We start from the raw sequence: 13,297 nt of genomic DNA, 5'->3' as shown, positions 1-13,297 counted from the left end.
AACACAGAGATTCTGTAAATTTTGAATTCCAAACACTTTCAATAAAACACTCATAAAAAAACAGATAAAATCATGAAAGTAACAGTTGTAGGAGCCGGAGGAAATGTAGGCTCAACGGTGGCATTTGCTATTGCCGAACGCGACTTTGCCAAAGAAGTGGTAATGGTCGATATCGAAAAAAAAGACGGAGATAAAACATTTTATCCATCAAAAGGACGAGCGCTGGACCAGTGGGAAACATCTCCCATATCCGGGTTTGATACCCGGCTGAACGGGACTGTAAATTACGAAGACACAAAAGATTCTGATGTCTGCGTGATTACTGCAGGTGTTCCGAGAAAACCCGGTATGAGCCGTGATGATCTGCTGGAAATTAACAGTAACATTGTTGAAGAGGTTACTAAGAAGCTAATTGAACACTCACCGGATACCATTATTATTGTGGTTTCTAATCCGCTTGATGTGATGTCTTACGTGGCACACGAAAACAGCGGCCTCCCTTCCACCAAGGTGATGGGAATGGCCGGAATCCTGGATACAGCCAGATACAGAGCGTTTCTTGCACAAGAACTCGACGTATCACCGAAAGACATTCAGGCACTTCTGATGGGCGGCCATGGCGACACGATGGTTCCGCTGCCAAGATATACAACCGTAGCCGGAATTCCCGTTACACAACTCATTAGCAAAGACAAGCTCGATGCTATTGTAGACCGTACCAAGAAAGGCGGCGGCGAAATTGTCGGGTTGATGGGAACTTCTGCCTGGTATGCACCGGGAGCTGCAGCCGCACAGATGGTTGAGGCCATTATGCTTGATCAAAATCGAATATTTCCATGTGCCGTGCGTTTAGACGGTGAGTATGGAATTGACGACCTCTTCCTCGGCGTACCCGTAAAACTGGGGCACGGAGGAATCAAAGAGATTATCGAGGTTGATTTAAACGATGAAGAACAGGATCTTTTAAACTCATCAGCTGATGCGGTTCGATCCACACTGGACGAATTCAAAAAGCTGATGGAAGACAAATAAACCGCAAATAAACGAAGACATAAGGCTCTTCACTACTTGCACTAACCCCAATCCGGTTTCCGGGTTGGGGTTTTTTATTTTGGTGAAAGATCGATTTAATGATTTTGAGATTTAGTGATGTAGCGATTTTCGATTTGGATTAAAAAGATCGCGGCATCAGAAATCGAAAATCTCAAAATCGCTAAATTCCCGACTGGTGCAAGTTTGCCCCGTAAAGGGATCTCTTCGAGGTAACTTGTACCTGCGTTCACTTTCGCACAAGTTCCAAACTTGCGCCGGTAATGAGATCAATCACGAACCTCGCCTGCCGATTGACTTTTTCGGCTGGTTATTTTGTTGTTTCTTGCCTCAACCATTCGGCAGAAGTGAATTCAGCAGCCGAAGATCATTTTCCCCGTCTGGCGCAAGTGTTAAGCGAAGCGTCACTTGTGCCCCTTTCCCTTTGCAAAAAGATTGGCACAAGTGACATCCTTTGCTTACTAATTGTAGAAAGTTTTTTTCCAGAAAGACACTATCTGACTTTATTCCAATTTATACTTTGAAATACCGGATTTAACACTTGCGCAAGTTTAAGGGGTGCCGCTTGTGCCAAAGTGTAGTATAACGAAGCACGAGCGAGACGCTCGCGCTATCTTTTCTCTACTGCTCCTGCAACTCCCGCTCCTTAAACTCATCATCAAAATAGTTGTACCATTTTCGGAAGGGACGGAAGGCGTTATCAGAGTCAAACGGACGTTTAAACTCGCTCTGTTTGCACTCTTCACTGCAACAGCCATCCATCTGTTTGGCACCCTCTTCTGAACAGACAAACAGCTTATTGCACTCCATGTTCGCGCAATTGATATAACTGTCAGCAGGCTTACCGGTTATTTCACACCGGGCGATTGGCTGAAGATTATCCTTATTCACGGGCACCACCAGCCGATCATCAAACACAAAGCATTTGCCTTTAAAATGTTCACCACCTTCCTCTTTGGCATATCGTAAAATTCCGCCGTGTAGTTGATTCACATCATCCCAGCCTCTCTGCTTCATTAAAACAGAAAACTTCTCACACCGAATTCCACCCGTGCAGTACATCAGCACTTTTTTGTCTTTGGGAATCTTTTGCGCGGTTTCATCCAGCCATTCAGGAAAATCATAAAAATTATCTACATCGGGTGTCATCGCTCCTTCAAAATGGCCCACTTTCGATTCGTAATTGTTCCGCACGTCAATCAATACATAATCATCTTCATTCTCCATCACCTTTCGCCACTCTTCCGGTTCCAGGTAATTTCCGCCATTTTCCGGATTCAGCCCATCCATATGAATGGCCACCAGTTCGTCACGGACTTTACAGATTAGTTTTGCAAATGGCACGGTATCATCTCTGTCCGTTTTGAACTCGGTATCTTCAAACCCCCCGATGCTCCATAAGTATTCTTTATACTGTTGAATCTGTTCGGGAGTGCCGCCCAGGGTTCCGTTAATTCCCTCTTTGCCGATGTACACACGTCCCTTGAGGCCAAGATTTTTCAACTCCCGCTTATGATCTTTACAAAACGCCTCAGGGTCGGCAATCGGCTCAAAATTATAATATAGTATTACTTCGTAATTCATAGATTTCATACAATTTTGTAAATAGAATTCGTTTAACCTTCACGAATTCATAATTTACGATGATTTCAAATAAGTTTTAAACTCTCTCTCCGTTTGAAAATATGGAGAAAATGATCAAACAGGCCGGCTTTTTTATATTCATATTTATTTGTGTTTTTACACTCCCCGGAGAAACTCTGTTTGCTCAAGTACTCCCCAATCAACACGTTGAAGGTACTAATCACCCCATACTTTCGGCCATTCAGCAGGAAGTTCAATCCGGTAAAATCTCCAAAGATGAAGCGTTACTCCAATCTGTTTATGCGGGATTTGCACCAGAACGAATGAATAAGAGATATCTTGCCAAGAGCACAGAAAATCTCCCAATCCGCTGCTTAACACCCGTTTTGATGGAGTTCGAAAATGTAAAAGACCAACTACATGCAGCAACTGTATCAGAAATTGAAGCGTTAACTGCGCCAAAATCTTCTGCTGATATGCAATCGCATAAGTCTCCCTCCGGCAACTTTATTCTCTATTACGAGGTTGAGGGTGAGGATGCTGTTCCAACTGAAGATTCAGATGGCAACGGCACCCCGGATTACATTGAAAAAGCTGCTTTTGCTGCTGATTCTTCCTATCGGCATGAAGTGAATGAGATTGGATTTATGGATTTTTTGAAATCCGATCCGTATGAAATCTATTTTTTAGATTTTGGATTTTATGGAACAACACGCTCTTCAGGATCAACAACATCTATTAATGTCCACAGAAATTTTGAAGGTTTTCCTGCGAATACACATCCGGAAGGAGACCAAATTGGAGCTTTGTATGCTACCATAGCCCATGAAATAAAACATGCCATTCAATATGCAACCAACCGCTGGAAGGGAGAAGCAGGAAATACTGCCTGGTCTGAAATGGATGCCACTCTGATGGAGGAGATTGTTTTTGATGACGTGAACGACTACTACAACTACATTATGCAATATGATAATGAAATGAATGACTGGGACCGTGGAAAAGCCAGAAGTTCATCTATTTTTGGAAATCCGGAAAATCCAACCCCCGGCTCCTATAATCATATTACCTGGATGCTCTATTTTTCAGAAATGTTTGGGACTCATTTTTGGGTGGATGTATGGAATATAATCCGTAACGATTATCTGAATTCTGATAACCCCGAAGATCTGATCCCGTTTCTGGACGCTGTGAGACAGGCATTGGAATTAGAAAACATGAACTTCCCGCAGGAACATTTGATGAATCACCTTTGGCATATGACGGCGGGACCCAATTTTACCACACCCGGTTTTGGATTCGAAGAACGCACGGAATATCCGTCTGCGAAGTTTACTGAAACTCTCACCCAGCCGCCGGACAGTGTTACAAATCAATATTTGCAGTCAAATGCTGCTCATTACCTGGAGGTTATGCCATCAAATATTACACCCGGCCAGCCCTCTATCTCACTGGAATCGGATGTGAATGGAATTGGTTTTGGAGTGATCGGTTTTTTCAAAAACGGGGAGATTGACGTTGATTTCACAGTGAATCCTCTTTCCAACATTCAAACACTTCAAACCACATGGTCTTGGGATAATTTGGTTGATATGAGAATTGCAGTCGTAAACACCCACAGGGACAGCAGCGGCTCCTATAATCTCATCGTCAGCTCTACAATTCCGGATGAAGATACTATCACACAAAACTATCCGAACCCTTTTAATCCTACAACCAATATCGAATTCTCACTAACTGAACAAAAAGATGTCACGGTTGAGGTGTACGACCGGATCGGGCGAAAAATTTCAACTCTGGTTGATGATCAGCTCGGCCGCGGTTTTCACACCGTTCAGTTTGACGGAACCGGCCTTGCATCAGGTGTCTATTTTTACCGGATTGTAACCGACCAGGCCGCCATTACCCGGAAGATGGTTTTGGTAAAATGATTGTTTACACTCTCTCTTATTCACTGCTTTAATCTAAAGTAGTTTAATTCCCCGACCCTCTGGGTCGAAAAAAAGATAAAAGTCCCCCTTTGAAGGGGTAACCTTATGTTGGTGAAGAAGCATAAATGATCATCCCCCATTGCCCCCTTCGAAGGGGGACACCCACCAAAAAATAGAGTTGTGGATTACCATATTTTTTTGGCTGATGATTCTGCCGCCTACCAATTTTCTCTCTTTGAACAAATTTTCAAACTATATCTTCCGTTTTATGGTATTCCGCCTTTTCTGGCAGCCTCTCTTTGGTTTATTACTAAACACTTTCGTCATCATAAAAAACACGAGATTTCTTAATTGTTGATTAAACTGTTATCCCTCAGTTCAAAATTTTGAGTTGCATTCACATCCAGAGTTCTCATCAAATTTTCTCTGATTTCCGGTGAAACCTGGAGCGTTTGAATGACCTGTCGCGTTGAATCCAGTTTTGTTTCGTAGGTTTGATTTACCTGCTGTAGCTGTTTCGTTCTAACCTCTAACTGCACATTTTCCTGTTGCAGTGTATTTGTTTTTTCCACCAGATCCCTGTCGGGATTCCATGCCCGCAAGAAAGCGGAAGACTGGCTGACAGGTATTGACTCTCCCGGTTCTGTAACTTCAGTTTGAGTGGTGTCCGGTCCGGCTGTAACTTGCCTGTCCTCAATATCAGCGGGCAAAAACGAGGTACCTCCCATAATTGTCAGATAGATCAGCAACCCGTTGAAAGGGGTGATCACCAGCTTTTTCATATTTCGCTGCTCACTTAAAAAAAATCCAACAAATGCTACAGTCAAAGCAACTATAAATCCCAGCATTTTCAAATCGATACCATCCCCCAAAACATCAGCAATGGCACTGGTGGCAACCCAGGTAACAACTACGCCTCCATACAGCGTTTTGAAGGAGGCATCATCAAAAAATTCTTTGGGTGGTTGAGAAATAGGAGACTGATCGTTTGGAGGAGTCATAATTGAAGGGCTTTAAGGTTGTGGATTCGGGTTCTCTCACTTCTCTTTTGATTCTCTGCTAAAACTTGAATCCCTTATATATTTAAAAAATTTTAATCCTTTTCAAATAATTAAACGGATAAACTCTATCTTCAACAGTTCAAGTAACTGACTTGCTGCATTTGAATACGGAATACGACCCGTTATAGAATCCAGGCAAACATCGCTGTTAATCAATATTTTTTCCATACCCTTCTTTTTCTAAACGCGCTTCCGTCAATAATTCATCGTATTCTATTCCTTCTGGTGCGGGTATGCTTCCTGACATCTGTGAAACTATACTCCCTTCTTTTGGAGTCCAATTATCATTCGGGGCTGAAACCGACTTCAACATTTTCTCAACCATTTTTGAGACACTTATTCCTCTTTCTTTTGCAAGCTTTTTTGCCCGCTCTTTGACCTCTCTTTCTATGGTAAGATTTAACTTTTCTTTCATGATCCTTTGATTAATGCGTATAATCACAAATAGATTTAATTTCTGCCGTCTCACTTATGTGAAGGCTTTGCAAAACTATGACCGTCATCCTGAACTCCTGGATTCAGGATCTCCTGATACTGGCTATAAAGACGAATGGAGAATCTGAATCGAGTTCAGATTGACGCATACCCACGGTTTTGCAAAGCCTTCTATGTATGAGACAACAAATCAACAATCAAATGATCGGATATTTTTAAGCCTTCCGGTGTCATTTTCAGAAGATCGTTCTCTCTGTTCATGAATCCCTTTTCTATCTGATTTTCAATCCACTCTCTTTGAGAATCAATAAAATGATACTCATACTTTTGTTTAAGGTTCTGTTCTGAAACGCCCCATTTGGTTCGCAGGCCCAGCATTAGCCGCTCTTCTGCGAGTGTTTTATTTGAGAGTTCTTCCTCGCCTTCGCGATAGTCTCTGGGCTTTTCATTCAAATATTTTTTGAGATTGGCTTCATTTTGCCAGCGTCTTGCCCCCATCTCATCCCACCAAAATGAATGAGCGGACGGCCCCAATCCAATGTAATTTTTGTGATTCCAATAATTGCTGTTATGTACAGCTTCCTTGCCTGGTTTTGCAAAATTACTGACTTCATACTGCTCAATTCCGAATTCTGCCAATTTCTTACGTACCAGGTCAAACTGATCTGATACGCGATCATCATCCGGTGGATCGAGCCGCCCGAGCTCAACTTGTTTGCCCAGCCGGGTCCTGGGCTCTACAGTTAGTGAATAGGCCGAGATATGAGGCGGATCAAAACGAAGAAGCTGACTGATATCTTTCTCAAGAGTTTTCAATGATTGGCCCGGATTTCCGTAAATCAGATCAGCCGTGAAAGTTGGAAATCCTGTTTTTTGCAAAGCCTCCAATGCAGTAAATGCTTCTTCAGGAGTATGCGCCCGATGCATAAATTCCAGTAGGTTCTTATCAAAAGATTGCACACCCATGCTTGCACGGTTCACGCCCAGGTTCTGGATCATGGAGAGATAATCGGGGGTTACATCATCCGGATTGAGCTCCATCGTAACCTCAACAGCATCAATATTAAATACTTCGTGTAATGCATCAAAAATGGTTGCAAGCTGCTGTTGATTCAGCAGAGATGGTGTTCCGCCGCCCAGATAAATGGTTTGAACGGTTTCTTTTGTGAATGCAGAATTCCGGTACGAATCAACCTCAGAAACAAGAGCATCTACAAAAGGCTGACGAAGCTCACCTCGCGTTAAGAAATAAAAATCGCAGTAACTGCACGCCTGCTTGCAAAACGGTATATGGATGTAGATTCCGGACATTTTTGGATTGATGATTCTTAAATCCGCGAAGTTTTCTTTCAACATGAGCTACTATTCCCAAAAATGGAGACCTTTCAGAACTAAACTTCGCGGGTTTCTCTTCACTTTTTACTCTTATAAAAAGGATTTTCATCGTATGTATCCACCTGTCGATAAGTACGCTGATACTTCACATAATTGTCGGCGTTTTGGGCAATATGCTGAATCTCCTCTTCGGTAAGCTCTCTCACTTTTTTTGCCGGGGTGCCCATATACAAAAATCCCGACTCTAACTTTTTTCCCGGCGGTACAAGACTGCCGGCGGCGATCATCACATCCGGTTCAACCACAACATCATCCAGAATTGTAGCCTGGATTCCAACCAAAACCCTGTCGTGAATGGTGCATCCGTGAATGGTAGCATTGTGTCCTATAGTAACCTGGTTTCCTAATTTTGTTGGGTTCGTTTGATTGGTTACATGAATACAACTGTTATCCTGGACATTGCTTTTTTCACCAATTTCAATCCAGTTTACATCTCCCCTGATCGTTACATTAAACCAAACGGAGCTATCACTGCCAATCGTCACATCCCCGATAATATCTGCACTGGGGGCTACAAAAACAGTATCATCGAACTGTGGGGATTTTTTAAGAAATTCGTAGATCATAAAAGTACGCCGTACAGTGGCCAAGCCATCCCGAACCGTCGGGGCTTGTCCGGCTTCCGTTAATTTCGAATAAATGTGAATACACCGGAATGGAATCCAGCCGGATTAAAAAATCAGGGAACGGGCAAGCTGCCCGTTGTACTACCTATCCATCAGAGCGGTACATATATAACTCAACAATCGCTTTAAACTGCTCGTAACTTTGTGGATTCTGCCGCAGCTTTTGTCCGTTTAAAAAGAATGTTGGTGTTGAGTTGACGGTACGCCGAATACCCTCCTGGAGTTGACTGTTCACCGTTTGCTGTACCTCTTCAGATTCGAGATCGCTTTCAAACTGATCCATATCCAATCCAATTTGTTCGGCAAAATCAAAGAAATAATCACGGGCACCTCCCTGAGACCACTGCTCCTGGTATTCAAAAATCAGGTCATGCATCTCCTCAAATTTTCCCTGTTGCCGGGCTGCTTCAGCTGCTCTCGCCGCAAGATCGGCATATTGGTGACCTCTCAACGGGAAATATCGATATTCAATCTCTATCATATCACCAAATTCTGCTTTAAGCTGCTCCTGAAGCGGAATATACGCTTTACATGCCGGGCACTGGTAATCGCTGTATTTTAAAATGTGTACTTTTTGAGCAGTACGCTGTGTATTGTCTTGCGATTGACTTGAGGAATTTCCAAAAACTCCGCCGTAATAGAGTGCTGTAATGGCAACCCCAATAAAAGCTATAAACGCAACTGATTGTATTACTTTTTTATTCATGATAGATAACTTCCGATTATAAGTTCACAACCTGTTTCTATAGACCCAAATAAACGTTCTACAGTCAGGCGACTAAAGTTTACTGAAAATAATGATGAATTACTGTACCGATTGGCCCATTTTGCTCTTGTATGCCATGGCATAAATTTTCATCTGCTTCACCATAGATGCCAGCCCGTTTGATCGCGTTGGCGAAAGGTGCTGCTGCATGCCAATCTTATCAATAAACTCGGGATCTGTCTGGAGAATTGTATCAGGATTTTCGCCGGAATAGAAATTTACAAGCATCGCCACCAGTCCTTTGGTAATGGCGGCGTCACTATCGGCTTTGAAAATTAAACGATCATCATCCTGCTCGGTCACCAGCCATACCTGAGATTGACATCCACGAACAAGGTTTTCTTCTACTTTGTGTTTGTCGTCAAGCGATTCCAGTTTCTGCCCAAGCTTTATGATATACTTATAGCGTTCCTGCCAGTCGCCCAGCAATTCAAATTGTCGTACAATCCGGTCCTGTTTTTCTTCAATATTCATACTCTAAAGTAAGGATTCTTAGTACAGGTGTCGAATTGTTAACGAAAAAGATTAGACTTTAGTAGATTTCTGAGCTGATGAAATTTCTGTAGAGATTGCACCTTTAATTGCCACCACCGTTGCATTTTCTGCATCCCAAACCGGTTTGGCATAATCGATAACATTCATGTATCCACCATCTTTTCCTTTAATCCGATACTGAGCAGTATCCGGTTTGCCATCCAATACATTTTTAAGGTGCGCCTCAACTTTTTCAGTATCCTCCTGATGAACCAGGTTTTTTAGCAGCATCTCCTCTGCATCTTCTTTAGATATTCCGGTTATATTTGAAAATGTATCTGATACGTACTCAAATTCATATTTCTTATCATCATTCAAAACCAACTTGTAGCGGAATTCACGCATCGTATCGAACATATTTCTATACGATTCATTCCGTTTATTCAGCATTGCCACAATTCGTTTCTGCAGCGATTTATTTTCAAACGAAGCCCGAACAACTTTTTGATCGTCGATCTCCAGCAGCCGGGTTTTCATTTTCACTTCAATAAAGTTCCCTTTGCTGTTTGCAATTTTCAGTTCATATGATGAGCCATCAAAATCACTGGGTTTAAATTTATCGAACCGGTGTTTAAAATTTTCTATCTGTTCGTCGGCAAGCAGGTCCCAGATTTTACGTTTCTTCAGTTCTTCGTCTTCGAACCCTACAAGATCTCTGAATGCTTTATTTGATGTGATAATATTTCCCTGCTCATCAATATCAATCAAAGTTTTCTTCGATTCTTCAGTAAGACTATCGAACTCAATTTTGGAGTCTACAACCTTTTTCTCAGATCGTTTTCTCTCGGTAATATCGTGCTGATAAGAAACCCAGTGCGTGATTTCACCGTCTTCGTTTGTTAACGGATGGATATCCCACTGGTTGATGAACTCAGATCCATCTTTTCTGTAGTTTACAGTATGGCCAAAAAATGCTTGTCCTTCTTTAAGTCGTCTCTTTAATGTATCCAGTACTTTCCGGTCGGTTTTAGGGCCCTGCAGTATTCGTGGTGTTTTGCCAATTACTTCTTCTTTTGAGTATCCGGTCATTCGGGTAAAACCATCGTTCACATAAACAATTTTGGGGCCGGGCTTCTCCAGGTCAAGTGTTGTGATGAGTATGGAATCGTAATCGCTTCGTATGGCACTCTCCAGCAATTTCAATTGTTTTTTCGTTTCTTCTTTCTCCTCAACAATTTCCTTTACAAACTCAATGAGTTTTTGATATGATTCGTCGTCTTTACTGCACGATTTTAAAAATTCCTGGATATTCGACATAATCTTGCGCGTGATTGTTTTTACTAAAAGATGCTATTTAATAACCGAAAGGCTGTTTTCCCAACATTTCGTCCAACTTTGTATACTTAAACAAGATCAAAACACTCTTTCGTTTGCAAATCATTCCAAAAAAATTAAGTAATTCAGAAAAAATTCGGATATCTGAGATCAAATATCTCCAATCGCATATCAGTACTTTTACTGCAAGGTTCTCAAATTAGCAACTTGGCAGCGATTGTGGAGTTATCCCATTTTCTAATGCAAGACGAACTGCAATATGTTCTCTTCGATGGTCTGCTCCGGGATGGTATTCAGGGCTGCTCTGCTGCCCGTATAAGGCCAATACACGGTGGGGCAGAGCACCGCCTGCATTTTGTTTTACAGCAGAGCGGTGAAACAAGGGAATAAGGTATCCAGAAGTTACCCCGAAATTTTTACTTAATAATTCATAAACCAAATAGTATCAACAAATTGTAGAATTTTACAAGTGGAAACTGGAAAAAAGAGAACGAATGTGCTTTGATACAACATAAACAGCCCTACAGCATTTCTTTCCTGATACTTTTGTACCAGCAAAAGTATCCAAAACCTCCCGGCTGTGAAGAATCTGTGGCGGCTGATTGTTCAGCGCGGCACCCTTCGAATGGTCCATTTCGTTTGTAAGTAGAATCAAGTGTATCACCGGTAACGAAGGCTGCCACAGCGCTTCACAATCCATCCTGTTCCCACAGATTCTTCAAGGCCGAATGTATTGGAGACCTATGATCGATCTTCAGAGGTTACGGGAATAGCGGGAAAGCCGTTAGAAACGACAAAAAAGAAGTGAAAGCAAATCATAGTTTAAAACTATAGACCGTGAACATCTCTATTCCCATGCGTTTTTCGTCACTTGGTCTTCAAAGCTTTAGCGTAGTAGTCCTTTTTTCGCATTAAAAAAGAGACTACCACAAAACGTGATATATGTCGGATGAACAATGACGAGCAGAGCACTTGGGATTAGGTTCTATAGGGTGGAGTAAAAAATGGGGTAACTCCACAATAAGGTATCCCACTTTATTAAAGCATTTTCTATAAATTTTATATCACATATCGTTCAAATAAAATAATTTTCGGGGTAACATCTCAGCAGTAATTGTGCTTTTCGATCTCCTGCAAGAATTGCGTAGTATGGTTGATCTTGATTACGTTATTGATAAAAATCCGAACTCAGGCAGGAACTCCGCTCCGCTTCGTGCTCTGCCAGGTTCTTCATCTATTCCTTCAAAATAATCTTAGCAATAGTCTGAAGCTGCATGTTAGAAGTGCCTTCATAAATTTTGCCGATTTTTGAATCACGGTAATATTTCTCCACGGGATAGTCTTTCACGTACCCATACCCGCCAAACAGATCCACCGCCATAGAGCTTACATTCTCCGCCACTTCTGAGCTGTAATATTTAGCCATCGCTGCTTCCTTCAGAAAGGATTGACCGGCTTCTTTTTTTCTTGCTGCATTGTACACTAACAGACGTGCCATCTCCAGTTCGGTAGCCATTTTTGCAAGCTGAAACTGAACGGCCTGGAACTCCGAAATAGTCTTGCCGAACTGCTGACGCTCTTTTGTGTATCGAATTGTTGCATCATACGCGCCCTGGGCAATCCCGATCATCTGTGCGCCAATTCCAATTCGTCCTTCATTCAGGGTTTCCATAGCCACTTTGTAGCCTTTGCCCACCTCACCGAGAATATTCTCCTTCGGTACTCTCACATCTTCAAACGTCAGTTCACAAGTTGAACTGGCCCGAATTCCCAGTTTATTCTCTTTCTTGGATATGGAGAATCCGTCCATTCCCCGTTCCACGATAAAACAGGTGATCCCCTTGTAGCCCATTTCGGGATCAATATTGGCAAATACCAGGAATATATCTGCCTCAGCGGCATTGGTAATCCAAAGCTTGGTACCGTTAAGTATATAGGAATCCCCCTCTTCTTTTGCCGAGCATTTCAGAGCAAACGCATCACTACCCGATCCCGCTTCTGAAAGACAATACGCTCCTACTTTTTCCGCCGCCAGCTGGGGTAAAAATCTTTCTAAAATATCCTCCGAGCCCCATCGTAAAAAAGCATTATTCACGAGAGTGTTTTGCACATCCATAAACACTCCTACGGATGCATCTACACGGGAAATCTGCTCGATAGCCAGGATGCTCATAAAAAATGTGCCGCCACCGCCGTCATACTTTTCAGGAATCTCAATTCCCATAAATCCCATTTCAAAAAATAACTGAATCAATTCGGGATCGAGTTTTGCCTCCTCCTCCATCTGCTCAACTTTGGGCTGAATGATTGAATCAGCAAATTCTGCCGCCGCATCTTTCAGCATCTGTTCATCTTCCGTTAAGTGAGTAAGTGGATGCATTTTTTCTGTATTCTCCGCCATAACTATATGAGTTTAATTCATTATTGGCTTTCTCGGCTGTTCAATACCTGGTCTTGATTTTGAAACAACCATTACCTCTTGTTGATTTCCGAAAATGGTTAGCCAGTCAACTTTGTTAGCATAATAAGAAGATTGCTAACACTCTACTCCTAAATGTGTTAGAAATATATGTATTTCAGTCCGGTTTGTCGCTTTTTAATCGTGCAATTTTTTAGCGAAAGACAACGGGTCTGATTATC

General features: G+C 42.1%; 11 protein-coding genes. 2 read left to right on the top strand and 9 right to left on the bottom strand.

The window, feature by feature from the left end; genetic code table 11:
• The first annotated feature begins 72 nt into the window (after positions 1-72).
• Positions 73-1,032 (top strand): malate dehydrogenase, encoded by a 960-nt coding sequence (mdh, locus tag U5K72_14880; protein MDZ7720097.1) that lies wholly within the window; start codon positions 73-75, stop codon positions 1,030-1,032.
• Positions 1,033-1,671: 639 nt separating this feature from the next.
• Here mdh and U5K72_14875 read toward each other — a convergent pair.
• A complete protein-coding gene (locus tag U5K72_14875) occupies positions 1,672-2,634 on the bottom strand; it encodes a rhodanese-related sulfurtransferase (GenBank protein ID MDZ7720096.1) in 963 nt (320 codons plus the stop codon).
• Positions 2,635-2,744: 110 nt separating this feature from the next.
• On the opposite strand from U5K72_14875, the gene U5K72_14870 reads away from it, so the two are divergent.
• Positions 2,745-4,565, top strand: a complete 1,821-nt coding sequence (locus U5K72_14870) for a T9SS type A sorting domain-containing protein (GenBank protein MDZ7720095.1) — start codon at positions 2,745-2,747, stop codon at positions 4,563-4,565.
• A 347-nt stretch (positions 4,566-4,912) separates the two neighbouring features.
• On the opposite strand, the gene U5K72_14865 is transcribed toward U5K72_14870, so the two are convergent.
• From U5K72_14865 to U5K72_14830, 8 genes are all read right to left on the bottom strand, one after another.
• Positions 4,913-5,566 carry a hypothetical protein gene (locus tag U5K72_14865; protein MDZ7720094.1) on the bottom strand — a complete coding sequence of 218 codons (654 nt, stop codon included), beginning with the start codon at positions 5,564-5,566 and terminating at the stop codon, positions 4,913-4,915.
• A gap of 208 nt (positions 5,567-5,774) precedes the next feature.
• The gene (locus U5K72_14860; GenBank protein ID MDZ7720093.1) at positions 5,775-6,041 is read right to left on the bottom strand and encodes a DUF6364 family protein; all 267 of its coding nucleotides are present in this window, start codon (positions 6,039-6,041) and stop codon (positions 5,775-5,777) included.
• 191 nt (positions 6,042-6,232) lie between these two features.
• Entirely contained in the window at positions 6,233-7,417 is a 1,185-nt protein-coding gene (gene hemW, locus U5K72_14855; GenBank protein ID MDZ7720092.1) for a radical SAM family heme chaperone HemW, read from the bottom strand.
• Positions 7,418-7,473: 56 nt separating this feature from the next.
• Positions 7,474-8,022: a gamma carbonic anhydrase family protein gene (locus U5K72_14850; GenBank protein ID MDZ7720091.1), complete on the bottom strand. Its 549-nt coding sequence runs from the start codon at positions 8,020-8,022 to the stop codon at positions 7,474-7,476.
• A gap of 145 nt (positions 8,023-8,167) precedes the next feature.
• Positions 8,168-8,788 (bottom strand): thioredoxin domain-containing protein, encoded by a 621-nt coding sequence (locus U5K72_14845; protein ID MDZ7720090.1) that lies wholly within the window; start codon positions 8,786-8,788, stop codon positions 8,168-8,170.
• Between the two features lie 99 nt (positions 8,789-8,887).
• Entirely contained in the window at positions 8,888-9,322 is a 435-nt protein-coding gene (locus U5K72_14840; protein MDZ7720089.1) for a SufE family protein, read from the bottom strand.
• 51 nt (positions 9,323-9,373) lie between these two features.
• Positions 9,374-10,639 (bottom strand): PAS domain S-box protein, encoded by a 1,266-nt coding sequence (locus U5K72_14835; protein ID MDZ7720088.1) that lies wholly within the window; start codon positions 10,637-10,639, stop codon positions 9,374-9,376.
• Positions 10,640-11,891: 1,252 nt separating this feature from the next.
• Positions 11,892-13,058 (bottom strand): acyl-CoA dehydrogenase, encoded by a 1,167-nt coding sequence (locus U5K72_14830; protein MDZ7720087.1) that lies wholly within the window; start codon positions 13,056-13,058, stop codon positions 11,892-11,894.
• Between the last annotated feature and the right edge of the window lie 239 nt (positions 13,059-13,297).

The sequence above is a fragment of the Balneolaceae bacterium genome (assembly GCA_034521495.1).
GTDB lineage: Bacteria > Bacteroidota > Rhodothermia > Balneolales > Balneolaceae > Rhodohalobacter.
This window is presented reverse-complemented; position numbering and strand designations above follow the sequence as displayed.

Bases quoted from the DNA above. Each gene is read 5' to 3' on its own strand.
- U5K72_14840 (MDZ7720089.1), bottom strand. From the start codon at position 9,322: ATGAATATTGAAGAAAAACAGGACCGGATTGTACGACAATTTGAATTG.
- mdh (MDZ7720097.1), top strand. From the start codon at position 73: ATGAAAGTAACAGTTGTAGGAGCCGGAGGAAATGTAGGCTCAACGGTG.
- U5K72_14865 (MDZ7720094.1), bottom strand. From the start codon at position 5,566: ATGACTCCTCCAAACGATCAGTCTCCTATTTCTCAACCACCCAAAGAA.
- hemW (MDZ7720092.1), bottom strand. From the start codon at position 7,417: ATGTTGAAAGAAAACTTCGCGGATTTAAGAATCATCAATCCAAAAATG.
- U5K72_14870 (MDZ7720095.1), top strand. From the start codon at position 2,745: ATGATCAAACAGGCCGGCTTTTTTATATTCATATTTATTTGTGTTTTT.
- U5K72_14830 (MDZ7720087.1), bottom strand. From the start codon at position 13,058: ATGGCGGAGAATACAGAAAAAATGCATCCACTTACTCACTTAACGGAA.
- U5K72_14860 (MDZ7720093.1), bottom strand. From the start codon at position 6,041: ATGAAAGAAAAGTTAAATCTTACCATAGAAAGAGAGGTCAAAGAGCGG.
- U5K72_14845 (MDZ7720090.1), bottom strand. From the start codon at position 8,788: ATGAATAAAAAAGTAATACAATCAGTTGCGTTTATAGCTTTTATTGGG.
- U5K72_14850 (MDZ7720091.1), bottom strand. From the start codon at position 8,022: ATGATCTACGAATTTCTTAAAAAATCCCCACAGTTCGATGATACTGTT.
- U5K72_14875 (MDZ7720096.1), bottom strand. From the start codon at position 2,634: ATGAATTACGAAGTAATACTATATTATAATTTTGAGCCGATTGCCGAC.
- U5K72_14835 (MDZ7720088.1), bottom strand. From the start codon at position 10,639: ATGTCGAATATCCAGGAATTTTTAAAATCGTGCAGTAAAGACGACGAA.